The organism is Streptomyces sp. NPDC091281 (assembly GCF_044757425.1).
Lineage (GTDB): Bacteria > Actinomycetota > Actinomycetes > Streptomycetales > Streptomycetaceae > Streptomyces.
Window position 1 is genome coordinate 107,309 of sequence record NZ_JBIVUY010000008.1, and the last position, 25,459, is coordinate 132,767.

General features: G+C 74.5%; 19 protein-coding genes and 1 tRNA gene. 8 read left to right on the forward strand and 12 right to left on the reverse strand.

Going from position 1 to position 25,459, the window contains the following annotated elements:
* The first annotated feature begins 175 nt into the window (after positions 1-175).
* Positions 176-4,699 carry a PAS domain-containing protein gene (locus tag ACIQPQ_RS21720; RefSeq protein WP_401306058.1) on the forward strand — a complete coding sequence of 1,508 codons (4,524 nt, stop codon included), beginning with the start codon at positions 176-178 and terminating at the stop codon, positions 4,697-4,699.
* Positions 4,700-4,832: 133 nt separating this feature from the next.
* Here the strand turns inward: ACIQPQ_RS21720 and ACIQPQ_RS21725 are convergent, their stop codons facing one another.
* The 6 genes from ACIQPQ_RS21725 to ACIQPQ_RS21750 all read right to left on the reverse strand — a co-directional run bounded on the left by ACIQPQ_RS21725 (position 4,833) and on the right by ACIQPQ_RS21750 (position 10,912).
* Positions 4,833-6,500 (reverse strand): long-chain fatty acid--CoA ligase, encoded by a 1,668-nt coding sequence (locus ACIQPQ_RS21725; protein ID WP_401306060.1) that lies wholly within the window; start codon positions 6,498-6,500, stop codon positions 4,833-4,835.
* A 282-nt stretch (positions 6,501-6,782) separates the two neighbouring features.
* On the reverse strand, positions 6,783-7,331 hold the full coding sequence (locus tag ACIQPQ_RS21730; protein ID WP_383768353.1) for a SigE family RNA polymerase sigma factor: 549 nt from the start codon (positions 7,329-7,331) through the stop codon (positions 6,783-6,785).
* A gap of 234 nt (positions 7,332-7,565) precedes the next feature.
* Complete coding sequence (locus ACIQPQ_RS21735) at positions 7,566-8,732, reverse strand: lipid-transfer protein (RefSeq protein ID WP_401306062.1); 1,167 nt, start codon at positions 8,730-8,732, stop codon at positions 7,566-7,568.
* Complete coding sequence (locus tag ACIQPQ_RS21740; RefSeq protein ID WP_401306064.1) at positions 8,729-9,196, reverse strand: MaoC/PaaZ C-terminal domain-containing protein; 468 nt, start codon at positions 9,194-9,196, stop codon at positions 8,729-8,731. Before ACIQPQ_RS21740 ends, ACIQPQ_RS21735 begins: the two co-directional genes overlap by 4 nt.
* Positions 9,193-10,344 (reverse strand): OB-fold domain-containing protein, encoded by a 1,152-nt coding sequence (locus tag ACIQPQ_RS21745; protein WP_401306066.1) that lies wholly within the window; start codon positions 10,342-10,344, stop codon positions 9,193-9,195. Before ACIQPQ_RS21745 ends, ACIQPQ_RS21740 begins: the two co-directional genes overlap by 4 nt.
* Positions 10,345-10,597: 253 nt before the next feature.
* Entirely contained in the window at positions 10,598-10,912 is a 315-nt protein-coding gene (locus ACIQPQ_RS21750; RefSeq protein ID WP_383768345.1) for a hypothetical protein, read from the reverse strand.
* A gap of 470 nt (positions 10,913-11,382) precedes the next feature.
* Between ACIQPQ_RS21750 and ACIQPQ_RS21755 the strand changes: the two genes are divergently transcribed.
* Positions 11,383-12,405 (forward strand): bifunctional DNA primase/polymerase, encoded by a 1,023-nt coding sequence (locus ACIQPQ_RS21755; RefSeq protein ID WP_401306067.1) that lies wholly within the window; start codon positions 11,383-11,385, stop codon positions 12,403-12,405.
* Positions 12,406-12,451: 46 nt separating this feature from the next.
* Here ACIQPQ_RS21755 and ACIQPQ_RS21760 read toward each other — a convergent pair whose 3' ends face one another.
* A complete protein-coding gene (locus ACIQPQ_RS21760; protein ID WP_401306068.1) occupies positions 12,452-13,405 on the reverse strand; it encodes an NADP-dependent oxidoreductase in 954 nt (317 codons plus the stop codon).
* A gap of 125 nt (positions 13,406-13,530) precedes the next feature.
* Between ACIQPQ_RS21760 and ACIQPQ_RS21765 the strand changes: the two genes are divergently transcribed.
* A complete protein-coding gene (locus ACIQPQ_RS21765) occupies positions 13,531-13,962 on the forward strand; it encodes a winged helix-turn-helix transcriptional regulator (protein WP_401306070.1) in 432 nt (143 codons plus the stop codon).
* Between the two features lie 24 nt (positions 13,963-13,986).
* On the opposite strand, the gene ACIQPQ_RS21770 is transcribed toward ACIQPQ_RS21765, so the two are convergent.
* From ACIQPQ_RS21770 to ACIQPQ_RS21780, 3 genes are all read right to left on the reverse strand, one after another.
* Positions 13,987-14,442, reverse strand: coding sequence for a hypothetical protein (locus ACIQPQ_RS21770; RefSeq protein ID WP_401306071.1), 456 nt, complete (start codon positions 14,440-14,442; stop codon positions 13,987-13,989).
* Positions 14,443-14,879: 437 nt separating this feature from the next.
* Positions 14,880-14,966, reverse strand: a tRNA-Ser gene (locus tag ACIQPQ_RS21775).
* A gap of 51 nt (positions 14,967-15,017) precedes the next feature.
* Positions 15,018-16,634: a S1C family serine protease gene (locus ACIQPQ_RS21780; protein ID WP_401306073.1), complete on the reverse strand. Its 1,617-nt coding sequence runs from the start codon at positions 16,632-16,634 to the stop codon at positions 15,018-15,020.
* Positions 16,635-16,990: 356 nt separating this feature from the next.
* Here ACIQPQ_RS21780 and ACIQPQ_RS21785 point away from each other — a divergent pair, with 356 nt between their 5' ends.
* The 3 genes from ACIQPQ_RS21785 (at position 16,991) to ACIQPQ_RS21795 (ending at position 19,935) form a co-directional block, all read left to right on the forward strand.
* The gene (locus ACIQPQ_RS21785; RefSeq protein WP_401306075.1) at positions 16,991-17,830 is read left to right on the forward strand and encodes a glycerophosphodiester phosphodiesterase; all 840 of its coding nucleotides are present in this window, start codon (positions 16,991-16,993) and stop codon (positions 17,828-17,830) included.
* Positions 17,831-18,018: 188 nt separating this feature from the next.
* Complete coding sequence (locus tag ACIQPQ_RS21790) at positions 18,019-18,660, forward strand: ATP-binding protein (RefSeq protein ID WP_401306463.1); 642 nt, start codon at positions 18,019-18,021, stop codon at positions 18,658-18,660.
* Positions 18,661-18,969: 309 nt separating this feature from the next.
* Positions 18,970-19,935 carry a DUF5926 family protein gene (locus ACIQPQ_RS21795; RefSeq protein ID WP_401306077.1) on the forward strand — a complete coding sequence of 322 codons (966 nt, stop codon included), beginning with the start codon at positions 18,970-18,972 and terminating at the stop codon, positions 19,933-19,935.
* Positions 19,936-20,235: 300 nt separating this feature from the next.
* Here ACIQPQ_RS21795 and ACIQPQ_RS21800 read toward each other — a convergent pair whose 3' ends face one another.
* Complete coding sequence (locus ACIQPQ_RS21800; protein WP_401306078.1) at positions 20,236-20,961, reverse strand: hypothetical protein; 726 nt, start codon at positions 20,959-20,961, stop codon at positions 20,236-20,238.
* Positions 20,962-21,017: 56 nt separating this feature from the next.
* Positions 21,018-21,683 (reverse strand): bifunctional DNA primase/polymerase, encoded by a 666-nt coding sequence (locus ACIQPQ_RS21805; RefSeq protein ID WP_383768319.1) that lies wholly within the window; start codon positions 21,681-21,683, stop codon positions 21,018-21,020.
* A gap of 517 nt (positions 21,684-22,200) precedes the next feature.
* Here ACIQPQ_RS21805 and ACIQPQ_RS21810 point away from each other — a divergent pair.
* Together ACIQPQ_RS21810 and ACIQPQ_RS21815 are read left to right on the forward strand one after the other, a co-directional pair.
* Positions 22,201-23,763 (forward strand): PP2C family protein-serine/threonine phosphatase, encoded by a 1,563-nt coding sequence (locus ACIQPQ_RS21810; protein ID WP_401306466.1) that lies wholly within the window; start codon positions 22,201-22,203, stop codon positions 23,761-23,763.
* Between the two features lie 139 nt (positions 23,764-23,902).
* The gene (locus ACIQPQ_RS21815) at positions 23,903-25,366 is read left to right on the forward strand and encodes an aminopeptidase P family protein (protein WP_401306080.1); all 1,464 of its coding nucleotides are present in this window, start codon (positions 23,903-23,905) and stop codon (positions 25,364-25,366) included.
* Positions 25,367-25,459 lie beyond the last annotated feature (93 nt).

The following is a 25,459-nucleotide window of genomic DNA, read 5'->3' on the forward strand; positions in this document are numbered from 1 at the left end:
CGAAGCCGGGGGAGGCGGTCATACGTTCTGGGTCACTTCGTCGTGCGAGCTGCCTCTCATCCGGCGCCCCTCGCACGACCCCAGCCCTTAGACTCCCTCGCGTGACACGCTGCGGGACGGTTGGCAAGATGGCCCGAGCGGTCGGCAAGGTGCGGTAACAGGGAGGAAGCGACTCGTGAGCAGCAGGCCATCCCGAGGCGCTGCTCGCCTCGCAGCGATACTCGACGCTCTGCCCGACGCGTTGGTCCTGGTCAACGCCAACGGGACCGTCGTGAACGCGAACACCATCGCGCTGGAGGCGTTCGAGACACCGGGGACCGCCCTGGTGGGGCGTGGGCTGCTCGATCTGCTGCCGCAGTTCGACTCCAAGCTCATCCCCGGCTCGATGCGGCGGCCCGACCACATGGACCCGCGCGGGCGGACCAAGCCGACGCGCATGGTCGCCCGGCGCACCGACGGCTCCGAGTTCCCCGTCGAGGTCACCAGCGCCACCCTGGAGAACGGCCAGCAGGCCTACGACAGCTACGGCTACGCCAGCGACGAACTGCTGATGCTCGTCGTACGGGACCTGTCCGGCACCGTCGACACCGAGGCCGAGCTGGCCCGCTCGCAGCGGCAGACCGAGATGATCCTGCGGGCCGCCTCCGAGGGCGTGGTCGGCACCGACACCGACGGGCGGATCGTCCTGGTCAACCCGGCCGCCGCGCAGATCCTCGGCTACCGGGCGAACGACCTCGGCGGCAAGGAGCTGCACACCCTCGTCCTGCACTCGCGCGCCGACGGCGCCCCCTTCCCGTACGACGAGTCGCCGCTCGCGGACACCCTGCGCTCCGGGCGCAAGCACCGGGTGCGCGGGCAGGTGCTGTGGTCGCGCAACGGCGACCAGGTGTCGGTGGACCTGACCACCGCGCCGGTCCGCGACGGCGATCAGCTGGTCGGCGCGGTGATGACCTTCACCGACCGGCGGTCCTACGACTCGCTCGCCGAGGAGAAGGACGTCCTGGAGCAGCGGCACGCCGAGGAGCTGGAGAAGCTCTCCGAGGAGCACGCCTCCGATCTGACCGCGCTGCGCCAGCGGCACGTCACCGAGGTGGAGGAGCTGCGCGAGCAGCACGCCGAGGAACTCGCGGCGGGCGAGGAGCGGTACGCGGCCCTCGGTGAGCGCGAGAAGGACCGGTTCGAGGCCCTCGCCGCCCGGCACGAGCAGTTGCTGACCCTCCTCGGGCGGTCGCTGCGCGGCCCCCTGGAGGAGCTGCGGCGCGAGCTGTCCGCGCTCGCCGCCGACGACGCCGGGCAGCTGTGGCCGGAGGCCAACCAGGTCCTGCACCACCTCTCCGCCGGGTACGCCCGCATCACCACCCTCATCGACAACGTCCTCGGCTACCAGCGTCTCGACGCGGGCGAGGGCGCCGTCAGCCGGACCAAGGTGATGCTCGACGCGGTCGTCGCGGCGGGCGTCGAGGGCGCGATCGAGCTGGTCGGGCCCGGCCGGGTGCAGTTCGCGGTGCACGCGCCGCCGATCGAGGCCGAGGTCGACGTACGGCTCCTCGCGACCGCGCTGGCACACCTCGTCGCCGATGTCGCGGGCGTCGACGCGACCGGCAACGCGCCCGTCTCCACGGGCGGTTACATGGACAGCACGGTCGTCGTGGCCGCCGCGCAGCGCGGCGAGGTCGTCCGCATCGAGGTGCGCGGACCCTACGCGGGCGGCGACCCGGTGCACGAGCCGATCGTGCGGGGCATCGTGCGGGCGCACGGCGGCGTCCTCCAGACGCACGAGGTGCCGGGCATGAGCGGCAGCGCGTACGTCCTGGAGGTGCCCCTCGGCGGGGGCGCCGGGCAGATGATCACACCGCCGCCGATGGGGTCCGCGATGGCGCTGCCCGCCGGTTCGGCGGACGGCGCGCCGGTCGCGGCCGAGGGCATGGTCCCCGTCGACGCGGCGGGTGTGCCGCAGGCCGGGGCGGGGCGGCGGCGGGCCCGGCGGTCCTCCGTGGACGCCTTCCTGGAGAGCGAACTGAGCGAGGTGCCCGGCGCGGGCGCGGGGGACGGCGGTGCCGAGGCGGACGGTGGCGGGGCCGGTGGGCCCGCCGTACCGACCGGGCGGCGGCGTCGGCGGGGGCCCGCCGCCGAGGAGAGCGAGCCGGTCGCCCCGGTCGCCGAGGCGGAGGCCTCCGGCGGGACCGGACGGCGCCGGGCGCGCGCGGCCGAGCAGGCGGACGGCGGCGGGGTGGGCGGCGTCGGTGGTCCGGTCGGCGGGGCCCTCGAACCGGCCGGGAACGGTGGGGTGTCGGAGGGCGCTGTGCGGACGGCCGCCGAGCACGCGGCGGGGACCGCTGCCGCCGGTACGGGGCTCGGTGCCGTACCGCCGCAGGGGGTGCCCGTGCCGGGCGCGCGGACCGCGCCGGCCGGTGACGACGCCGGGCGCGCCGCGCTGCCGCCCGCGCTGCCCGCCGTCGCGGGAGGACAGCCGCCCTTGTCGGCGGAGGACGAGGCGCCGGTGCCCGGTGCGGACGGGCAGCCGACCGGACGCCGCCGCCGCGCGCTGGCCGCCGCCAACGAGCGTGCCGCCGCCCAGGAGGCCGGGCCCCGTACGGTGTTCGCGCTGCCGCCCGCCGAGGCGGACCGGACCGACGACGACGGAGACGGAGACGGCGGCGGAGACGGAAAGGGCGGCGGTGGCGCCGCTGGTGCGGGGGCCGCGGTCCCCGCCGGGCAGCCGCCGCAGCAGCCCCAGCCGCCGTCCCCCTCTGCAGCGAGCGGGCCCGGTGGCGCGGCGCAGCCCGTTCCGGCGCAGGGTCTCGCCCCCGTCCTGCTTCCGGGGCAGCAGAGCGTTCCGCAGGCCCCGGCCGCCGGTCCGGGCCCCGCTCCCGACGCCGCCCACTCCGGCATCGACCACGGCCGCGACGACGCCCTACCGCACGGCCCGGCCGACGATCACACGCCGCCGCAGCCGCACCCCACCGACGCGCCCACCGGGCGTCGGCGCCGCGCGGTGGGGGCGCCGGGAGCGGAGGGGGCGCCCCTCGCCCCGGCCGCGCCCCCGCAGGGCGTGCCCGGTTCCGGGCCCGGTGTGCCGCCGGGGGCCGTTCCGGCACAGGCGCAGCCGGTCCCGCCGGGCGGCGGACTGCCCGCACCCGCACCCGCTCCGGCGGTGGCACCGGCGGCGGCCGTGAGCCAGGTGCCCGGTGCGCCGGTGCCGGGCGCGCAGGTGCCCGGCGCTCAGGTGCCCGGGGGCCAGCCGCTTCCGCTGCCCGCCGAGACGGCCCCGGCCGCTGCCGTACCGGCCCCGGAGGTGGCCTCCTCGACGCCGAGTTCGGGGACGCCGCTGCCGCCCGAGGCCTCCGTGCCGCAGCCGCGCGCGGCGCAGCCGCTGCCCGCCGAGGCCGCGACGGCGGCACCGGCCGTACCGGCCGTCGACCCCCACTCCACCCAGGGGCGCGCGATCAGTGTCCGCACGCTGGGCCAGGGCGTGCCGTTCACCCGGCAGGCCGCGCAGGTGCAGCAGGCAGGACCGCCGCCCCAGGCACCGGCCCCGCAGGCGCCGACGCCGCAGGCCCCGCGGCAGACCGCCGCGCACCCGGTCGCGCCCGCCACGACCGCCACCGCGACCCCCGCCCCGCACGGGCCCAACGGTTCCGGCCGACGCCGCAAGCTGGGCACGCGGCCCGACCCGGAGGCCGGGGCGGAGCCGCAGGGCCGCCCGCACCCGCCCCACGCCGGACACCCGGCGGGCGACCAGCCGGGCGTACCGGCGACGGCGCCGGGCACCCCGCCCGCCGCGCCTCCGCAGCCGCAGGCCGGGCAGTCCCTGGCCGGGCAGAACCGGCTCGCGCCGGGCACCGAGGGCGCCGGGCGGTCGTACGCCATAGGGGCGCCGGACCGCGACGCCGCCGAGGGGCCCGAGCCGCTGGACGGGCCGGGCGGGGCCGTCGAGGTGGCCGACCCGCCGCGGCAGCAGCCGCTCGACGACGAGCTGCCGCCGGAGCCGCTGGACAATCCGCGCAGGCTGCTGGTGTGGCCCGCGCCGGACGTCAGCACCCAGCAGGCGCTGAGCGACCGCGGCTACCGCCCGGTGATCGTGAACTCGCGCGAGGAGGTCGACGCGCAGATCGCGGCGTACCCGGCCGCGCTGTTCGTGGACCCGCTGACCGGGCCCATCACGCGTACGGCGCTCCAGTCGCTGCGGCAGGCGGCGGTCGCCGCCGAGGTGCCGGTGCTGGTGACGGCCGGGCTGGGGCAGGCGACGCGCGAGGCGGCGTACGGCGCCGACCCCGCCGTCCTGCTGAAGGCGCTCGCGCCCCGCGACAGCGAGCAGCATCCGCCGCGGGTGCTGCTGGTGGAGGAGCACGCGGAGATCGCGCTGGCGCTCACGGCGACGCTGGAGCGGCGCGGGATGCAGGTCGCGCGGGCGGCCAGCGACGCCGACGCCGTCACCCTCGCCGGGCAGCTGCGGCCGAACCTGGTGGTGATGGACCTGCTCCAGATGCACCGGGGGCAGGCCGGGATCGTGGACTGGCTGCGCGCGAACCGGCAGCTCAACCGCACCCCGCTGGTCGTCTACACGGCCGCCGTCGACCAGGCGGACCTGCCGCGGCTGGCGTCCGGCGAGACGGTCCTGTTCCTCGCGGAACGCTCCACCAGCCCGGACGTCCAGACCCGCATCGTGGATCTGCTGGCGCGGATCGGGACCAACTGACCGGCCGCTGACCCGCCTCGGAGGACTCCGGACAAGGGGCCGGGCCGGGCGCCGCGCGGTGCGGGACGCCCGGCCCGGTGAGGCGGGGAGCAGGGGGCTCCCGGCGGGGAGCCGGTGCCTCAGAGCCGGGGGCTCAGAGCCGGGTGACGTCCAGGCCGCCCTCCGCGTACTGCCTGCGCAGGACCTTCTTGTCGAACTTGCCGACGCTGGTCTTCGGGACGGACTCGACGATCGTCCAGCGTTCCGGGAGCTGCCACTTGGCGATGCCGCCCTCGGCGGCGAGGAAGGCGCGCAGGGTCTCGAAGTCGGTGGTGGCGCCTTCCTTGAGGACGACGGTGGCCAGCGGGCGCTCGCCCCACTTCTCGTCGGGGACGGCGACGACGGCGGCCTCGGCGACGTCGGGGTGGGCCATGAGGGCGTTCTCCAGGTCGACCGAGGAGATCCACTCGCCGCCGGACTTGATGACGTCCTTGGCGCGGTCGGTGAGGGTGAGGAAGCCGTCGGGGGAGATGGTGCCGACGTCGCCCGTCTTCAGCCAGCCGTCCTCGCTGAACTTGTCGGCGGGGCGCAGGGGTTCGGCGTCGGGGCCGTTGTAGTAGGCGCCCGCGATCCAGGGGCCGCGCACCTCCAGTTCGCCCGCGGACTCGCCGTCCCAGGGCAGGCGCTCGCCGCCGGGGCCGGTGAGGCGGCCCTCGACACCGGCCGGGAAGCGGCCCTGGGTGAGGCGGTAGGCGAACTCCTCGTCGGTGCCGACCGCGCCGGCCGGCGGGCGGGCGACGGTGCCCAGCGGGGACGTCTCGGTCATGCCCCAGGCGTGGCAGACGCGCATGCCGAGGTCGTCGAAGGCGGACATCAGGGCGGGCGGACAGGCCGAGCCGCCGATGGTGACCTGGGTGAGGGAGGAGACGTCACGCGGCCGGGCGGTCAGTTCGGCGAGCAGGCCCTGCCAGATGGTGGGCACGGCGGCGGCGTGGGTGGGGCGCTCGCGCTCGATCATCTCGGCGAGGGGCGCGGGCTGGAGGAAGCGGTCCGGCATCAGCATGTTGATGCCGGTCATGAAGGTGGCGTGCGGCAGGCCCCAGGCGTTCACATGGAACTGGGGGACGACGACGAGGGAGGTGTCCTGGTCGGTGAGGCCCATCGACTGCGCCATGTTGACCTGCATGGAGTGCAGGTAGATCGAGCGGTGGCTGTAGACGACGCCCTTGGGGTCGCCGGTGGTGCCGGAGGTGTAGCACATGGCGGCGGCCTGGCGTTCGTCCAGCTCGGGCCAGTCGTACGTGGTCGGCTTGCCCGCGATCAGGTCCTCGTACTCGTGGACGCGTACGCCCGTGCCGGTGGTCGCCGCGTCGAGGAGGGAGCGGTCGCCGGGGCCGGTGACGACGACGTGCTCGACCGTCTTGAGGTGCGGGAGCAGCGGGGCCAGCAGCGGCAGCAGGGAGCCGTTGGCGATGACGACGCGGTCGGCGGCGTGCTGGACGATGAACGCGAGCTGCTCGGGGGGCAGCCGCAGGTTGAGGGTGTGCAGGACGGCGCCCATGGAGGGAATCGCGAAGTACGCCTCGACGTGCTCGGCGTTGTTCCAGGCGAGGGTGGCGACCCGCTCGTGGTCGGCGACGCCGAGGTCGTCGCGCAGGGCGTGCGCGAGCTGGGCGGCGCGGGCGCCGATCTCGGCGAAGCTGCGGCGGTGCGGTTCCGCCTCGCCGGTCCATGTCGTCACCTGCGACGAGCCGTGGATCGTGGACCCGTGCGTCAGAATCCTCGAGATCAGCAGCGGTACGTCCTGCATGGTGCTCAGCACGGCGTCCTCCCAGGTGCGGCGTCATTGCCTACGCGGTGGTAACGGTTGCGCTGATTCTGCGCACATACCACGCGGTATGTCACTAGGGGGCGGCGATCGATCAGGTCACGTTAAAGGGAAGGTCAAGTCGGGCACGGCGGGGGGTCCGTGTTCGTTGACGTCCCTGACTTCCCGTGAGGCGTCCCTGACGTCCCGTAAGGTCCCTGACTTCCCGTAAGGGGCGGGAGACGCGGGGGTGAGAGGCGCGGGGGTGCGCCCCAGAGGTACACGGGGGGGCGTGCGCTAGCGGGCGAGGACCAGTTCGGGGTCTTCCCTGAGTTTGCCGAGGGCGCGGGAGACCGCGGACTTCACGGTGCCGACGGAGACGCCCAGCACCTCGGCCGTCTGGACCTCGCTCAGGTCCTCGTAATACCTGAGGACGACCATCGCCCGCTGCCGCGCGGGCAGCTTCATGATCGCCCGCCACATCGCGTCGCGCAGCGCCTGCCGTTCGGCCGGGTCGTCGGTGCCCGGCAGCGGCTCGGGCTCGGGCAGCTCGTCGCAGGCGAACTCGTCGACCTTGCGCTTGCGCCACTGCGAGGTCCGGGTGTTGACCAGGGCCCGGCGGACGTAGCCGTCCACCGCGCGGTGGTCCTCGATCCGCTCCCACGCGACGTACGTCTTGGTGAGCGCGGTCTGGAGCAGGTCCTCGGCGTCGCTCGGGTTCGCGGTGAGCGACCGGGCGGTGCGCAGCAGGACGGGCTGGCGGGCTCTGACGTACGACGCGAAGGACGGGTAGGGAGCGGGCCGCGTCATGCCGCTCGAAGCGCTGGTGCAGACGGGTGTGGTCATGGCTCCACGCTAGGTTCGAAACCGCGCGCGGCGGATCGGCCGCAGGTGCCGAAGCCGCGTCCGCCTCAGGTTGTAGGGGTGGTGCCAGGGCCACCTCCTGAAGGTGGACGAGCGGGGCACGCGCTCTGGGGGTTCACCCCGGGAACGGCGGGTCCCGTACGGCGTTCCCCTACGGCGGCTCCCGTACCCCTGGGGTATCCCCCTGAGGGCACCCCCCGGCCGCGCGGGGCCCGCTCATCCGTCCGCGACCAGCAGCAGGCCCGACGTGGGCACCCCGGTGCCCGCCGTCACCAGGGTGCGGGCGGCGCCCGGCACCTGGTTGACGGAGGTGCCCCGGATCTGGCGTACGGCCTCGGCGACACCGTTCATCCCATGGAGGTACGCCTCCCCGAGCTGGCCGCCGTGGGTGTTGAGCGGGAGGCGGTCCTCGGCGACGTACGCGGAGGCATCGCCGGGCGGGCAGAAGCCGAACTCCTCCAGCTGCATCAGCACGAACGGCGTGAAGTGGTCGTACAGGATGCCCACGTCGATGTCGGCGGGCCCGAGACCGGAGGTGCGCCACAGCTGGCGCGCGACGACGCCCATCTCGGGCAGGCCCGTGAGGTCGGCGCGGGAGAAGCTCGTCATCTGCTCCTGGGCGGGCCCGGAACCCTGGGCGGCCGCGGCGATCACCGCGGGCGGGTGCGGCAGGTCGCGGGCCCGCTCCACCGAGGTCACCACCAGCGCCTGGCCGCCGTCGGTCTCCTGGCAGCAGTCCAGCAGCCGCAGCGGTTCGGCGATCCAGCGGGAGGCGGCGTGGTCGGCGAGGGTGATCGGGCGGCGGTGGAAGTACGCGGCCGGGTTGGCCGCCGCGTGCCGGCGGGCGGTGACCGCGACCGGGCCGAACGCCTCCGGGGTCAGCCCGTGGACGTGCAGATAGCGCCGGGCCGCCATCGCCACCCAGGCGGCCGGGGTGAGCAGCCCGAACGGCAGCGTCCAGCCGAGCGCGGCGCCCTCGGCCGTGGGCTCCCGGTGACGGACGCCGGAACCGAAGCGGCGGCCCGAGCGCTCGTTGAAGGCGCGGTAGCAGACGACGACCTCGGCGACGCCCGCCGCGACCGCCAGCGCCGCCTGCTGCACGGTCGCGCAGGCCGCGCCGCCGCCGTAGTGGACGCGCGAGAAGAACGACAGCTCGCCCATGCCGCACGCCTGGGCGAGGGTGATCTCCGGGCTGGTGTCCATGGTGAAGGTGACCAGGCCGTCCACGTCCGAGGGGCGCAGTCCCGCGTCGTCCACCGCGGCCCGCACCGCCTCGGCGGCCAGCCGCAGTTCGCTGCGGCCCGAGTCCTTGGAGAACTCCGTCGCCCCGATCCCCACGACGGCGGCCCGGCCACCGAGGCCGTCACGGGCGTGGAGGCTCACGGGGTGCCTCCAGGGGGTGGAGTGGGGGTGGGGGTGGGGGTGGGGCCTCGTGGCGCGGAGGTGGAGGCCGGGTGCGGTGCCGGGGCGGGGACGGTGACCGTGACCGTTCCGGTGACGTGGCGGCCGAGGCCGTTCCCGCCGGTGATCCGTACGACCACCGTGTCGCCGTCGACGTCCTCGACCGTGCCGCTCAACACCAGGGTGTCGCCCGGGTGGTTGGGCGCGCCGAGCCGGATGGCGACCCGGCGCAGCACCGCCGTGGGTCCGAGGCGGTCGGTCACGTAGCGGCCGACCAGGCCGTTGGTGGTGAGGATGTTCATGAAGATGTCCGGAGAGCCCTTGGCGCGGGCCGCCTCCGGGTCGTGGTGCACGTCCTGGTAGTCGCGGGAGGCGAGCGCGCCCGCGACGATCAGGGTGCGCGTGATCGGCACCTCCAGCGGGGGCAGCACGTCACCGGGCCTCACGCCGCGGCCTCGGCGACGGGGTGGAAGACGGGCAGCACGAGGTCGTCGTCGTAACGGCGGAACGCGAGCCGTACGGGCAGGCCGACGCGGATCGCGTCGTACGGAACGCCGACCACGTTGCTCACCAGCCGTACACCTTCGGCGAGTTCGACCAGACAGACGGCGTACGGGCCGCGCGCCGGGCGGCCGGTCTCCGGGTCGGGTTCGGCGAAGGCCGGGAAGGAGGGGTGGTGTTGGACGACGTACGAGAAGACGGTGCCGTCGCCGCCCGCCGCCACGGTGTCCCAGTCGGGGCAGCCGCAGGCGCCGCAGCCGGGCAGCCAGGGCAGGCGCAGGGTGCCGCAGGCCGTGCAGCGCTGGATGAGGAGGCGGTGGGCGCGGACCCCCTCCCAGAAACCGGCGTTGTCCCGGTTGACCACCGGGCGGGGCCGCGGTTCAGGTGAACTCCGCTGCCTGGGCGCGTACTTGAGGATGCGGAAGCGGTGAGTGCCCGCCAGATCCCCGCTGCGGACACGCAGGTCGGTGCGGGTGGTGACGAAGTGACCGGGGCCCAGCCGGGTCGACTTGCGGGCGGAGACCGACTCGATGACCGTGTCGTAGGTGACCTCGTCGCCGGGGCGCAGGGGGCGCAGGTACTCCTGCTCGCAGTCGGTGGCGACGACGGCCGTGCAGCCCATGTCGTCGAGGAGAGCGAGGAGTTCCTCGTACACCGGGGCCCGGCCCGTGCGCCCGGCAAGGCCCGACATCGTCCACGCCTGGAGCATGGTGGGCGGGGCGACGGCGTCGGGGCCGGTGTACGCCGGGTGCGTGTCCCCCATCGCCTCGCACCAGTGCCGGATCATGGGCAGATTGACGGGGTCCCGGCCGGTACGGGTGACCGGGGAGGCGGGGCGGCCTTCGTAGGTCTTGAGCCGGGCGTCGAGGGCGGGGGCGTTGAGGGCGGGGGCGCCGCGGGCTGGGTCCGGCTGGTCCGGGTGGTCCGGTGTGGCGCCGGGCGGCTGGTTTGTCGCGGGGCCGGGCGCGGGGTCTGCCGCTTCGCCGGTCTCCCCGTCCACCGCACCATAGGCAGTCCCGTCCGCCGCGCCGTACGCAGTCCCGTCCGCCGCCGAGCCGGTCGCCCCGCCCGTCACCTCATCCGTGCGCGCCATGCAACTGCCCCCTCCCGCGCCTTCGTCCGAGATTTTCTGACTGTCCGTCAGATATGGGGGACTGTCAAGGCATTCCAGGGGGATGCGAGGTCGGGAGAGGCCGCACACCTCCGGGCAGGGACACCGCGGACGCGGAGACACGCCTGCGCGGCGGCGCCGAAGCACCGCCGCGCAGACGCGTCACGCCCCACCGCACCCCCCGGGCGTGGGAGGCGGTCTCCCCCGAGCCCGCCCCGGCTCGCCCCGCCTCAGGTCACCACCAGAGCGGGGTGAAGCTCACGGCGACGTTGCTGTTGCCCTGGTTGACCGCGGTGAAGGCGGAGCCGTTGACCTGCGCGGTGTTGGACTGGTTCGAGGCGCCCGAACCCACGGCGCTCTGCTGCGTGGTGGACGAGTTGCCGCTGTTGTCGCGGCCGACACCGCTGCCCACGACGCTCGCGACACCGGCGTTCGATCCGTCGTCCGCGAGGGCGCCGTTGTCCGCCGCCGCGACGCCGGTGAAGAGGGCGGCTGCCAGCGGGAGGGCGGAGACGGCGGCGATGACGCGGGCGGTACGGATGCATGCCATGGTGTTCCTCCAGAAAGGGACTTGCGTGCTGCTCGGCACGTGAAACTCGCGGGACCGATGCGGTTCATGGGCTGATGCAGCTCAAGGACTGATGCAGCTCGTGAATCCGGCGATCGGGTGGAGCTGTTGCTTGCGTGAAGCCATTGGTCGTGTGAAGTACCCCTGTTGCCAAGGCAGTTGGCCTACCGCCCCAGCGTCGTGACGACGTCGCGAGATCAGAGTTGCCCAGGCGAACCCCGGGAACCACCCCGGAAGCCGTGATTACCACGCAAGCGTGAGGACAAGTCGATAAACCCCTAGCTCGCCTTTTCTTCCCGAGCTACCACAATCCCCGGCAAGACGGACACCCGCAGCTCAGGCCTCCCAAGGGGCGAACCGTTTCGCCGCATTTCCAGCCATTCCCCGCCCCCCGCGGCGCGTCGACCGGCCCCCCACTTTCCCTTTTCGAACGCATGTACGACCATGGGCTCATGGCCACCCGTGACCCCGACGGTCCCCGGTCCCCCCGGCAGGCCGCCGCCCCGCAGGCACCCGCCCCTTCCCCCGACGCCCCCCGAACCCGCCACCCCACCCGCCCCTCCGCCGCCCGCACCCCGGCCCACGCCGCCCACGCGCACGCCCTGGCCCTCGCCCACGCCCTGTCGGCCGCCGAACGCGGGCTGGCCGTCCTCCCTCTCTCCCGGACGAAGCTCCCGGCGCTGCGCTCCCCGCACCGGGCCGACCCGGCCGCCCTGCCCTGCCACGGCGAGTGCGGACTCCCCGGTCACGGCGTGTACGACGCCACGCGCGACCCCGTCCGCGTACGCCGCCTCTTCGCCGCCGCCCCCTGGGCCACGGGCTACGGCATCGCCTGCGGGCTCCCCCCGTACCACCTGATCGGCGTCGACCTCGACACCAAGAACGGCGCGGACCCGCAGCGCGCGCTGCGCGACCTCGCCGTACGCCACCTCTTCGCGCTCCCGCCGACGATCGTCGTACACACCCCGTCCGGCGGCCGCCACCTCTGGCTCACCGGCCCGCCGGACGTGGTCGTCCCCAACTCGGCCGGGCGGCTCGCCCCCGGCATCGACATCCGCGGTACCGGCGGCTACCTCGTCGGCCCCGGCAGCCGCACCGCGCACGGCGTGTACACGACCGCCCCCGGCACGGCCGACATGCCCCCCGCGCCCTGCCCGCGCCCGCTGCTGCGACTGCTGCTTCCGCCAGCACCGGTCCGGCAGCCCCGTACGGCCGGGGCGGGCCGGGGGAACGGCGTCGGGGCGCACGGCCGCGGCCTGGTCCGCTTCGTCCTGGACGCCCACCCCGGTCAGCGCAACACGCGCCTGTTCTGGGCGGCCTGCCGCGCGTACGAGGACGGCCTCGGCCCGCGCCTGGCGGACGCGCTCGCCGCGGCCGCCGTACACGCCGGACTCACGGCCCGCGAGGCGCGCTCGACGGTGGCGTCGGCGGAACGGCTGACGCGGGGGCGGGGGCGGGAGCGGGAGCGGGGGTGAGCCTGACGGCCGCCGTTCAGTTGGCGGCCGCTCAGCCAGCGGCCGTTCAGTCGACGGCCGGGGCGAGGACGAGTTTGCCGCGGGTGCGGCGTTCCTCGATGGCGCGGTGGGCGGCGGGGGCCTCGGCGAGCGGGTGGACACGCTGGACGGTGATACGCAGCCGACCTGTGTCGACGCGTTCGGTGATCCGCTCCAGGGCGGCCCCGGAGGGACGGGCGCTGACCCAGACGTAGCGCAGCCCGCGCTCGGCGGCGCGGCGCCCGTCCGTACCGGGGTCGATGGCCGCGCCGACCAGCAGCCCGCCGGGCCGCAGCACGTCGAGCGAGCGCGGACCGTACGCGCCGCCGACCAGGTCGAGGACGGTGTCGACCGGTGCGACGGCGGCCCGGAAGTCGGTGACGGTGTGGTCCACCAGTTCGTCGGCGCCGAGGTCGCGGAGGTAGGGGTGGTGGGCGGCGCGGGCGGTGCCGATGACGTACGCGCCCCGCTCCTTGGCGAGTTGCACGGCGACGTGGCCGACGCCGCCGGCCGCCGCGTGCACCAGGACGCGGTCCCCCGGCCGGACCTCGGCCAGGACGGCGAGCGCCTGCCAGGCGGTGAACGCGACGAGCGGGACGGCGCCCGCGTGGACGAGGTCGAGGGTGCGGGGCGCGGGCGCGAGGGCGTCGGCGGGTACGGCGGTGAACTCGGCGTAGGCGCCGCGCCGGGCCAGGGCGAGCAGCCCGTACACGGCGTCGCCGGGCGCGAAGCGGGTGACGCCCGCGCCGAGCCGCTCGACGGTGCCGGAGACGTCGTTTCCCGGCGTCCACGGCAGGGTCACCAGCTCCGGCACCCGGCCCGAACGCAGCACCGCGTCACCGGGGTTGACGCCCGCCCCGGCGACCCGCACGAGGACCTCGCCGGGTCCGGGCTCGGGCACGTCGGTCTCGGTGAGCACCAGCGTCTCCGGCCCGCCGAACGCGGACTGGACGACGGCGCGCATACGGGCGGGGACGGTCATCGGTTCTCCTGACGGGCGGGCGGCGGTCGGCGATCGGCGGTCGACAGCGGGGAGTACGTGCGTCCATGCTCGACCGGGACGGTGGCCCGCCGTAAGAAGGCACTTCTCCGATACCGAGGTTCGTCATGGATACCGGCTTCGACCTGAGGAAACACGGCGGTGCGGAGGCGTTCCTGCGCGACTGCCCGACGCGGGCGGTGCTGGAGCTGATCGCCGGGAAGTGGACCATGCTGGTGCTGGTCGCCCTGGAGTCCGGCCGCCCCATGCGCTACGCCGAACTGCGGCGCCGCCTCGACGGCGTGACCCCGAAGATGCTCACCCAGACCCTGCGCGCCCTCGAACGCGAGGGTCTTCTGACGCGCGTGGTCCACCCGACGGTCCCGCCGAGCGTCGACTACCGACTGACGCCGCTGGGACGGGAGATGGGCGCCCTGATCCAGCAGATCACCACCTGGTCCCAGACCAATCTCGACACCGTCCGCGCGGCACGAGCGGCCTACGACGCACGCGAGAGAGGCCCCGGACCGGGGGCGCCGTTCAGCGGGACGCGCGCCTGATCCCCGACGCCCGGAGCCGGCGCCTCAGGGGCGCTGCGCGTCCTGCAACCGCCGGACCTGCCGGTTCACCAGATCGGCGGGGAAGGACACACTGCCGCCGACGCTCAGCTTGTGGAACGTGGCGATGGTGTTCCCGGCCCGCACCACGGTGAACTGCTCGTCCCGCGCGCCGAGTTCGCCGGGACCGGGCGGCACGGTCTCCCGGAACCGTACGGCCTCGTCGCCGATGTCGGGAGTCGGCTCGGCGGTCAGCGTGGCCGTGAACCGGCCTTCCCAGCCCGTGTCCTCGTACGAGCGGCAGGCGCCGAGCGCCCGCTGGAGCCGGTCGAACGCGCGCCGGGCCTCACCGTCCCGGTAAGAGGCGAGCGTCGAACCGCCGCCCCAGAAGTCCCCCTGCCAGTTGAAGACTTGGCGGACGACGGCGGCGGCCCGCTTCCCGCTCCGGACGTCGAGCACGGTCCGGCACGCGGGATCGGACACCGGCGGACGCGACCGCGGCGTGCCCTGCGGCCGGGGAGCCTGCACCGGAACCCCGTCCGGATGCGCCCCCACGACCTCCCCCTCCTTGAAGGCGAGCCCCCGCAACTGCGCCTGCGTCAACACCGGTACGGCCCCGCCCGCCCCAGTCGCCCCGGACCCCGCCGAACACCCGGAACCCACCAGGACCGCGACGACCACCACGCCGACCAACGGCACGGGCCGCAGCGCACGGACGTACATGAATGTCCCCCCAGGACCGAAAGAGCACGAAGCCCGACCGTATCCATGCCGACTCCACCCTGACCAGGCACCCCCGACCCCCCACCACCCCACACTCCGCCCGACCACGGACCGGGGGCCTGGCGGAGGCGCGACACCAACCCGGCAACGACAACGGCCCCCGACCAGACGTGCTGGTCAGGGGCCGTTCCCTTACGCGGTGGGTGTGGGATTTGAACCCACGGTGACATCGCTGCCACGACGGTTTTCAAGACCGTTCCCTTAGGCCGCTCGGGCAACCCACCCCGCGCCTGCCGGTGTGGGTGGCGCGGGGACAAGAGTAGCGGGCGGGTGGGTCAGCTTTCGCCCTTGCGGGCGACGAGGGTGAGGTCGACGGTGCTGGTCCTGCCGCCGCGCTCGTAGGTGACCTTGACCTTGTCGCCGGGCTGGTGGGTCCAGATCTGGCCGATGAGGGTGGGGCCGCTGTCGATCACGGTGTCGTCGAGCTTGGTGATGACGTCGCCGGGCTTGAGTCCGGCCTTGTCCGCGGGGCCGCCCGCCTCGACGGCCGCGGAGCCGCCCGCGCCCTGGTCGGTGATCTTCGCGCCGTCGGTGGACTCCTCCAGGGAGACGGAGGCGCCGATCTTCGCGTAGACGGGCACGCCGGTCCGGATGAGTTCCTGGGCGACGAACTTGGCCTGGTTGATCGGGATGGCGAAGCCGAGGCCGATCGAGCCGGACTGGGTGGTGCCGCCGAGGCCGCCGTTGCCGGTGGACTGGATCGCGGAGTTGATGCCGATCACGTTGCCCTGGGCGTCGAGCAGCGGGCCGCCGGAGTTGCCCGGGTTGATCGACGCGTCGGTCTGCAGCGCGCTCATGTACGAGGAGCTGCTGCCGGAGCCGTCCGACGAGGCCACGGGGCGGTTCTTGGCGCTGATGATGCCGGTGGTGACCGTGTTGGACAGGCCGAAGGGCGCGCCGATGGCGATCGTGGAGTCGCCGACGGCGACCTTGTCGGAGTTGCCGAGGGTGAGCGGCTTCAGGTCCGACGGGGCGTTCTTCAGCTTGATGACGGCGACGTCGTAGCCCTGGGCGTGGCCCACGACCTCGGCGTCGTACTTCTTGCCGGTCGGGAAGGTGGCCGTCACCTTGCCACCGTCGACCGCGTCGGCGACGACGTGGTTGTTGGTGATGATGTGGCCCTGGGTGTCGAAGACGAAGCCGGTGCCGGTGCCGCCCTCGCCGTTGCTCGACTCGGCCTCGATGGTGACCGTGCTCGGCAGCGACTTCGCGGCGACGCCGGCCACGGTGCCCGGGTCGCGCTTCACGGAGCCGCCGCTGTCGGAGGCGGAGACGGTGGTCGAGCCGCCGTCGTCGTCGTTCTTGGCGAGGGTGTAGCCGAGGCCGCCGCCGAGACCGCCCGCGACCAGGGCGGCGATCAGGACGCCCGCCACGAGTCCGCCCCGGCCGCGGCGCGGCTTGGGCGGGACGGGCTGCTGGTACGCGGCGCCCCAGGTGCCGGTGTCGCCGGGACCGCCGGGCGTACCGGCGCCCGTGAACGCGGGGGCGGCCGGGGCGGTCTGGTGCGCGCCGTAGCCGCTGTCCGCGTACGACGGGGTCGCGGGGGCGGCCGTCGTCGCGGGGTCGCCGTACGACGGGGTGGGCGGCGGCGGGGGCGGCCAGGCGCCGGAACCGTCCGCGACGGGCGCGGGCTGGGGAGCGTCGTGCGGGGCGCTGTGCGAAGGGGGCGGCGGCCAGTCGCCCTCGGTGCCGCCGGTCGGGCCGGGGGAGGGCGCGTCGTGGGCCGCGGGCGGTGCCTGTGGGGGCGTCGGCGGCAGCGGGGCGGTGGGCGCGCCGGGGTCGGGCGCGGTCGCCCGGGGGGAGGCCGTGGGGGATTCCACCGGCACGGGGGGTGCGGACGGGGCCGGGGGAAGGGTGGTGCCCTCCTGGGTGCCCTCGTTCTCGGTGCTCACAGCTCTACTCCTCGATCCACGGCTGTTGTTCTCGGTCGCACTCGGTCGCACGCGATCACGGTTGCTCACGCTCCTCGTCGACCCGGCGCGCTTCAGCTGTGCATGTGCTTGTGTACGTGTCAGCTTTTCCCACGGGCCGTCAGAGCACCATAAGCGGTGGCTGTGGGTCCATGGCTATTCTTTATAAAGGGCATTTGACCGCAAGAGCGACACATCTCGGAACATCTAAGACGCTTCTCAGACGAACGGCCCCGCGCTCCGCCCCACGCCCCCCGGTACCCCGTCGCGCGCCCCTCGATCCGCGCACCGCGGCCCTCCGCCGTACGCGCTCCACCCGCCGGTGGCACCATGACGCGGTGACCCATGCACGACAGCAGCAGCTCGTCCGAGTCGTAGCCCACCGCGGCGCCTCCGAGGAGGCCCCCGAGCACACCCTGGCCGCCTACCGGAAGGCGATCGAGGACGGCGCCGACGCCCTGGAGTGCGACGTACGGCTGACCGCGGACGGTCATCTCGTCTGCGTCCACGACCGGCGCGTGAACCGTACGTCCAACGGCCGGGGCGCCGTCTCCGCGCTCGAACTCGCCGATCTCGCCGCCCTGGACTTCGGCTCCTGGAAGACGCGGACCGTCCCGGAGGGCGGGGCCGACGGCGGGGAGGAGCCCGACTGGGAGGTACGGCCGGAGGACCGCGAGGCGACCTCGGTGCTCACCCTGGAGCGGCTGCTGGAGCTGGTGGCCGACGCCGGGCGGCGGGTCGAGCTGGCCGTGGAGACCAAGCACCCGACGCGCTGGGCCGGGCAGGTCGAGGAGCGGCTGCTGCTGCTTCTGAAGCGGTTCGGCCTGGATGCGCCCGCCGAGGCCGCGGACTCCACCGTGCGGATCATGAGCTTCTCGGCGCGCTCCCTGCACCGCGTGCGCGCGGCGGCGCCGACCCTGCCGACCGTCTATCTGACGCAGTTCGTCTCGCCCCGGCTGCGCGACGGCAGGCTGCCCGCCGGGGTGGGCATCGCGGGGCCCTCGGTCCGGATCGTGCGCAACCACCCGGCCGTCGTCCGGCGGCTGAAGCAGGCGGGCCACCAGGTGCACGTGTGGACGGTGAACGAGCCGGAGGACGTCGAACTCTGCCTGGAGCTGGGGGTCGACGCGATCATCACCAACCGGCCGCGGGCGGTGCTGGACCAGCTGGGCCGATGAGGCACGGGGGTGGTCCGGCGGCACCCCTGAGGTCACAGAAGCCTCACAAGTCCCACCTGCCCCCCTTGACCCCGGCGCACAGCTGTTCCATCCTCCGTTCTCAGCCATACCGAGTGAATCCAGCCACACACTCCCCTTTTCATGACGAGGAGTGCCCCGGCGTGTTCGTTCCGTGACGATGCGGCTCCCTGCGTCCCAGGAGCCGGATCGGCCGGTTTCCGGTACAGGCCAGAGGGGCATCCACACCGTGGCGTGGGGCGAAGGAGGTCTCGGGGGTGGCGTTGGTGGTGGCACATGAGGTGCCCACGTCGTCGAGCATGGCCGTACCCCACGGCCCTGCGGGCGTGAGCCGGGCGAGGCACCGTATGCGCGATCAGCTGCGCGGCGGCGGGGTCGCCGAGGCGGTGATCGACGACGCCGTGCTGATCCTGTCGGAGCTGCTGAGCAACGCGTGCAAGCACGGGCGTCCGCTGGGCGACGCGTTCGCCGGGGACGGCGACGTGCGGGCCGCGTGGCAGGTGGACCCGGGCGGGCGGCTGATCGTCGAGGTCACCGACGGCGGCGGGCCGACCCGGCCGTCCCCGGCGACGCCCTCGGTCACGGCGTACGGCGGACGCGGGCTGAACATCATCACGGCGCTGGCCGCCGACTGGGGCGTCCGCGACGACACCCGCGGCGAGGTCACGGTGTGGGTGATCGTCCACGCCGACGTGCACGATCCCGACGCCGGGTGCCGCCGCGACGACTTCGCCTCCCGCGTCGCCGCCCCCACGGTCGCGTCGATGCCCGGACCGGGCGTCACCGCGGGCGTCTTCGACGACCTGGCCTGACGCAGGACGCACGCGGTTCGGACGCGGCACGCGCGCGGTTCGCAGGGATGCGCAGAGCGCGCGCGACGCGTACGTACGCGGCCGTCCGCGCCCCCAGCCGCGCCGCCCAGCCGCGTCCCCGGCCCCAGCGCGCGCGACGCGTACCCGCGGCGCTCCCGCCCCGCCGCCCGTACGGCACCTCACCTCAGCCCACCCCTGTGCGCCCGCCGTTGTCCACAGGTCGCCGTTGTCCACAGGTCGCCGTCGGCCCCGGCGGGAGCGGCTAGGCTCCCGCCCGTACCAGACGAGCCGTACCCGGGAGACAGCCAGATGGCCAAGAAGCGCCCCCAGACCAAGGCCACGCGGCCGCAGCTCACCGACGGCGAGGTCCCGGTCGTCGGTGCGCGGGAGCCCTGCCCCTGCGGCAGCGGCCGCCGCTACAAGGCCTGCCACGGCCGGGCCGCCGCCCACGCCGTGACCGAGCTGGTGCAGCGCCCCTTCGAGGGGCTGCCGGGCGAGGGCGACTGGGTGGCCCTGCGCGAGCTGGTCCCGGCGGCCACGGTCGAGCTGACCCTGAAGGACGGCCTGCCCGAGGGCGTCCCGTCGGTCACCCTCGCCACCGTGCTGCCGATGGCCTGGCCCGCGCTGCGCCGCGACGACGGCTCGGTCCTGCTCGGCCTCCAGAACGACACCCCGTCCGGCGACATCAGCCGCGACCTGGCCGACACCCTCCTGCGCGCTCTGGAGGCGCGACCGGGGACGCCCGTGCAGGCGCGGCGCGCGCCCGCCGACGGTCCGCGCATGCAGGACCTGCTCGCCCCGGAAGGCACCTTCGAGCCAGTCGTGCACAGCGGGTTCGAGTTCTGGGTGCCGGACCCGGAGAACGCGGCGCCCGAGGTGGCCGCCTCCCTGGAGCGGGCCAACGCCGCGGCGATCCCGACCGTGCGGCTCACCGGGGTCGACAGCGCGTACTGGTGCGAGACGCCCGACAAGAACCATCTGCGCTGGGTCATGCCGCACCCGGAGGAGCGGCTTCTGGACGCGCTCGCCCGGCTGCACGCGGCGGGCAGCTCCGGCCTCGGCGACGGCACCCGCCTGGTGGGCTCGTTCCGGGCGCACGGGCTGATCGTCCCCGTGTGGGACCTGCCGAGCGGGGTCGTCGCGGAGGACGTCGAGAAGCCGGCCGCGGAGTTCGCCGAGCGGCTCGCCACCGCCCTGGCCTCGGACGCGCCGCTCACCGCGGACGAGCGTCGCGCGCGCGGCGGCCTGACCAACCGACAGGTCACGCTCAGCTGATCCACGGGCGGCGCGCAGGCCCCGCACAGCGGGCGGGCCTGACCGGTCGGTCAGGCCCGTTCCGGGCCGACGCGCGTGACTCGGCTCACAACTCCCCGCCGCGCAAGGCGAGTCGGCGCCATGGCAAGCGATCTCCCGGTGTCCGGAAAGCCGATGAAAACAGCAGATCGAATTTGCTTGGAGCCGATCTCTTGTTACCGTTCCAGTAGCCCGGTTGCTGGTGCATCCCCCGTCGCCAGCAACCGGGTCTTTCCATGACCGCCGTCTTCGCCTCTGCGACGGTGTGCGTCAACTGCCCTCTCAGGGCGTCGAGTTGCTTCCGGAACGCAGCAGCAGCGGTCCGCCACCGCCCGTCCGCGCGAACTCCGCGACCGCCGTGTACTGACCGGGGCCGCCCCGGCGGGCCTCCCGCGGCGTCTCGCAGGTCCCCGGCTCGTCGTCGGCGCCGACCGCGCACCGCATCCGCACCGTGCGGCCGTCGGGCCCCATGAAGCTGAGGACGGCGTCCAGGGCGCGGCCGGTGGCGTTGCGGTAGTAGGTGCGCGCCCAGGTGTCGGCGCCCTGGTCGAGGACGCAGGTCTGCGCCTCGACGCCGTCGGGGGAGGTGAGTTCGGGTCCGCAGCGGGCCGCCGTCGCCACCCCCACTCCGAGCAGCCGGTCGACGTCGGAGGCGTCCGACGCCTCGGGGACCGTCGGGGGCGAGGCGGCACCGGCCGGGACACCGGGCCCCTTCGGGTCCGTACGGGGATCGGCGAACACCCGGCCGCGCCCCGCGCCGTCACCGCTTCCCCCGCCGTCACCGCCTCGGGCGCCGTCACCGCCCCCGGCGCCGTCGTCCGCGCCGCGCCCCGCGAGGGAGGTGTCCGGGGAGCCGGCGCCGGACGTCTCCGAGGACACCGCGGACGCCGCCGACTTCGGGAGGACCGAGCGTGCCTCGCCGCCCACGGGTCCCGCGGACGCCATGGCCAGGGGCACCGCGATCGCGCAGGCCACGGCGCCCCCGAGGGCGAGCAGACGAAGGTTCATGCTGCGGAAGATAACGAGCCGGGCGGGCCGCGCCGCCCGGCGCGCGCCCGACACCCCTACAACTCGGGCGCGCTCACACCCGTACGAGTGAGGGTGTCGACCAGCGTGTCCACCACGGCCTCGACGTCGGGGACCCAGGGCGAAGCCGAGCCGGGCAGCGGGGCGCGCTCCCAGCGGATCGGGCCGCGCCCGGTCTCGGACGGGGGCAGGGCGATGTAGCCGCCGTCGCCGTGGAAGCGGAGGGAGCCGGGGACAAAGTCCTTGGCGTACAGCAGTTCGCCCAGCTGCTCCATGGAGTAGGGGCGGACGAGGATCGACCAGCGGGTAGGCGCGGCGACCACCGGGCCGGTGCGCACGTCGAGGGCGTCGAGCGCGGCGAGCGCCTGCGCGGCGGCGGGCGCGGGGAGGCTGATCGCGCAGGGCGCGCTGCCGCCGGTGGCCAGGACGATCGGCGCGGTCGGGCGGTTGCCCCACCACCAGCGGACCATGCGGGCGTCGGTGGTCGCCGCGAGGAGGCCGGGGTCGAAGGGGTGGGCGCCGGGCACCGTGCACTCGGGGTCGGGGCAGCCGCAGCGGGACACGGCCCGCGGGTCCGCCGCCACACCCGGGAGAACGGGCCACTGCCAGGCCGACGCGAACGTGAGGGCCGCGTCGAGCAGTTCGGTCCTCCCGCCGCGGCGCCGGGACAGCAGCCTGCGTCGCCTTCCGAGGATCTCGCGCATCAGCGCTCGTTCCTTTCCGTTGCACCGCTGGCAACACCGTGGGTCACATCACACCATGTGTCGATCACTTCACTGTGCGTACCTGTTGGCGCATCACACCCCTGTCCGAGACAAGGGGAACCCCAGGGGGTAGAGCGTGGACTGCTGTCGGCGGTCACTCCGAGCCAATACTGCGCCCGTCCGCATCACGGGCCTGGCGCGGGGTGGCGAAGTCTGGCGTTTTCGCCGTCCGCGTATTTCTCTCCGCCTCCGCCACGGGAGGATGGGGCACGGTCGTCGGTGGCTAGGACGCCCGGGTGGGTCACCAGGTTCCGGGAGACTCCCGACGACCCCTGGTCCTAACCGAGTACGTACCCACCACGACCGCTGTGACGCTCTGTGGAGCAAGGCCAGTCGACCGCAGACACCCGTCACCCGAGGCAGTTTCAAGCCAACTTCGCCTTTCCGCAAGGGAGCCGGACGAATCGTGCCCGACCATCACGTCGACCCCGTGGACACCAGTGATCCCGGCAGGACAATGCTGGACATCCCCTCACGAGTGCGTGTACATGTGGAGACACTGCTGGCGGCGCAGAATGACATGGGGGTTTGCGATGCTTCTGAGCCATACGCACCGGTCGGAGAGCCGGACGCCATGAACGCCCCTCACTCTTCGAAAGTGGCCGGAATCGATTCCACGGTTCCCTCGCCCGCACAGACTGTCGCGCCCGTGTCAGCGGACCCGCCCGCCTCCCCCGCGGCCGTCGGCCCCACCGGTACCGCGGTCACCCCCGGCGCGGGAGCGCTCCTCCAGGACCGCCTCGCCGGCTGGGTCTCCGACCTCACGACGCTCCACGAACTCACCGAACGCCTGGTCCGCACCGACACCCTGACCGACGCCCTCCAGGAGGTGCTGCGCGCCGGGTCCGCCCTCGTCGGCGCCCGGCGCGGACTCGTCGTCCTGGAACCGGCCGACGGGCTCGGCCCGCAGACCACGATCGGCCTGGGCCTCGGCCGCGCCGACCTCGGCCACATCGAGACCGTCCCGCGCAGCTCGATGGCGTACGGCCGCATCCTCGACGGACTGCCCGGCGGGGACGGCGAGATCACCGAGCCGGACCTGCTCGCCGAGGACGGGCTCGACCCACGTCACCGCGAGGTCGCCGCCCGCCTCGGGTACGCCGCGAGCTACGCCCTGCCGCTGACCGCCGGGGCGACGGGCCGGCTCGGCGCCGCCGTCTGGCTCTACGACGAGCCCGCCGAGCCCGTCGAACGGCAACGCCACCTGGTCGGCCTGTACGTCCGGCACGCCGCCGAGCACCTGGCGCGGCTGCTGGAGGTCGAGCGGACCCGCGACGGCATGGCCACGATGACCGAGGAACTCCTCCCCTCCCGGCTGCCGCGGGTCGCCGGGGTGCAGCTCGCCGCCCGGCACCGCACCGGCCCCTTCGGCGGCGGCGACTGGTACGACGCGCTGCCGCTGCCGGACGCCGCGCTGGGCCTCGCGGTCGGCTCGGTCACCGGGTCCGGGCCGAGCGCGGTCGCCGCGATGGGCCGGCTGCGCGCCTCGCTGCGGGCGTACGCCGTGATGGAGGGCGAGGACCCGGTGGCCGTCCTGTCCGACCTGGAACTGCTGCTGCGGCTCACCGAACCCGCCCGGTCCGCCACCGCGCTGTTCGCGTACTGCGAGCCCTCCCTCGGCAAGATCACCCTCGCCGGGGCCGGGCACTGCCCGCCGCTGCTGGTGGGCGAGCGGCGCACCGAGTTCGTCGAGACGTCCGTCTCCGCGCCGCTCGGCATGCTGGCCTGCTGGGAGGCGCCGAGCGTGGAGGTGGAGGCCGACCCGGGCGAGACGGTCCTCCTCTACACGGACGGGCTGCTGCACCGCACCGGCGATCCGGTCGACCGGGCGTTCGCGCGGCTGCACGCCGCCGCCGCGGGCGTCCCCCGCTCGATCCGGCACGATCCGGGCGCGATCGCCGACCACGTGCTGCGGGCCATGCTCCCGGAGGGCGCGGACCGGCACGGGGCACCGGACGGGTCCGGCCGCGCGGAGGGGGACGCGGAGGACGTCGTCCTGCTGGCCGCCCGCTTCGAGTAGCCGCCCGCGCCCGGCAACCGTGCGCGATCGTCCGCGAACGGTGTGGTGAGCGGCGTTCCGCGCCGCCGGGCCCTCTCCCGTACGACCGTACGATGGAGCGGGCCCGGTGCCGTAGCGGGCCAGTGCCGTATCGAGGAGGATGACCGTGGCGGAAGAGCTCCCGGAGACCCCGGAGACCGCTGAAGAAGAGCCGATCAAGCAGCGCAAGAACGGCCTGTACCCGGGCGTGTCCGACGAGCTGGCCGACCACATGAAGTCCGGCTGGGCCGACACCGAGCTGCGTGACCTGGAGCCGATCGCCCAGGCCGCCGAGACCGCCGCCCGCCGCGCCGCGCTCTCCGCGCGCTTCCCCGGCGAGCGCCTGGTGATCCCCGCGGGCAACCTCAAGACCCGCTCCAACGACACCGAGTACGCCTTCCGCGCCTCCGTCGAGTACGCCTACCTCACCGGCAACCAGACCGAGGACGGCGTCCTCGTGCTGGAGCCCGTCGCCGAGGGCCACAGGGCGACCATCTACCTCCTGCCGCGCTCCGACCGCGAGAACGGCGAGTTCTGGCTCTCCGGCCAGGGCGAGCTGTGGGTCGGCCGCCGCCACTCCCTCACCGAGGCCGCCGCGCTGTACGGCATCCCCGCCGCCGACGTGCGCGACCTGCCCGGCGCGCTGCGCGAGGCCACCGGCCCGGTGCGCGTCGTGCGCGGCCACGACGCGGGCATCGAGGCGGCCCTGACCGACAAGGTCACCGCCGAACGCGACGAGGAGCTGCGCACCTTCCTCTCCGAGGCCCGCCTGGTCAAGGACGACTTCGAGATCGGCGAGCTCCAGAAGGCCGTGGACTCCACCGTCCGCGGCTTCGAGGACGTCGTGAAGGTCCTCGACAAGGCGCAAGCCACCAGCGAGCGCTACATCGAGGGCACCTTCTTCCTCCGCGCGCGCGTCGAGGGCAACGACATCGGCTACGGCACCATCGCCGCCGCCGGACCGCACGCCTGCACCCTGCACTGGGTCCGCAACGACGGCCCGGTCCGCGCCGGTGACCTGCTGCTGCTCGACGCGGGCGTCGAGACGCACACGTACTACACGGCCGACGTCACCCGCACCCTGCCGGTCGACGGCCGCTACACGGACATCCAGAAGAAGATCTACGACGCCGTCTACGACGCGCAGGAGGCCGGGATCGCGGCCGTCCGGCCGGGCGGCAAGTACCGCGACTTCCACGACGCGGCCCAGCGGGTGCTGACCGAGCGGCTGGTGGAGTGGGGCCTCGTCGAGGGCCCGGTGGAGCGGGTGCTGGAGCTGGGCCTCCAGCGCCGGTGGACGCTGCACGGCACCGGTCACATGCTCGGCATGGACGTTCACGACTGCGCCGCCGCGCGCGTCGAGTCGTACGTCGACGGCACGCTGGAGCCCGGCATGGTCCTCACCGTCGAGCCGGGGCTGTACTTCCAGGCCGACGACCTGACCGTGCCCGAGGAGTACCGGGGCATCGGTGTGCGCATCGAGGACGACATCCTGGTCACCGAGGACGGCAACCGGAACCTCTCCGACGGGCTGCCGCGCCGCTCCGACGAGGTCGAGGCCTGGATGGCCGCGCTCCAGGGCTGACACGGCGGGCACGGCGATCGCGGACCTCGGCGGCGGCTTCGACCGCGGCCGCGATCGCGGAGGTGTGACGGCGGCCGGGCACCGGTGAGGTGT

What these genes read in the sequence shown, in the direction of transcription:
- ACIQPQ_RS21730 (WP_383768353.1), bottom strand. Translation starts at nt 7,331, where the DNA reads ATGACCACACCCGTCTGCACCAGCGCTTCGAGCGGCATGACGCGGCCC.
- ACIQPQ_RS21745 (WP_401306066.1), bottom strand. Translation starts at nt 10,344, where the DNA reads ATGGCGCGCACGGATGAGGTGACGGGCGGGGCGACCGGCTCGGCGGCG.
- ACIQPQ_RS21750 (WP_383768345.1), bottom strand. Translation starts at nt 10,912, where the DNA reads ATGGCATGCATCCGTACCGCCCGCGTCATCGCCGCCGTCTCCGCCCTC.
- ACIQPQ_RS21755 (WP_401306067.1), top strand. Translation starts at nt 11,383, where the DNA reads ATGGCCACCCGTGACCCCGACGGTCCCCGGTCCCCCCGGCAGGCCGCC.
- ACIQPQ_RS21760 (WP_401306068.1), bottom strand. Translation starts at nt 13,405, where the DNA reads ATGACCGTCCCCGCCCGTATGCGCGCCGTCGTCCAGTCCGCGTTCGGC.
- ACIQPQ_RS21765 (WP_401306070.1), top strand. Translation starts at nt 13,531, where the DNA reads ATGGATACCGGCTTCGACCTGAGGAAACACGGCGGTGCGGAGGCGTTC.
- ACIQPQ_RS21795 (WP_401306077.1), top strand. Translation starts at nt 18,970, where the DNA reads ATGGCCAAGAAGCGCCCCCAGACCAAGGCCACGCGGCCGCAGCTCACC.
- ACIQPQ_RS21800 (WP_401306078.1), bottom strand. Translation starts at nt 20,961, where the DNA reads ATGAACCTTCGTCTGCTCGCCCTCGGGGGCGCCGTGGCCTGCGCGATC.
- ACIQPQ_RS21805 (WP_383768319.1), bottom strand. Translation starts at nt 21,683, where the DNA reads ATGCGCGAGATCCTCGGAAGGCGACGCAGGCTGCTGTCCCGGCGCCGC.
- ACIQPQ_RS21810 (WP_401306466.1), top strand. Translation starts at nt 22,201, where the DNA reads ATGCTGGACATCCCCTCACGAGTGCGTGTACATGTGGAGACACTGCTG.
- ACIQPQ_RS21815 (WP_401306080.1), top strand. Translation starts at nt 23,903, where the DNA reads ATGACCGTGGCGGAAGAGCTCCCGGAGACCCCGGAGACCGCTGAAGAA.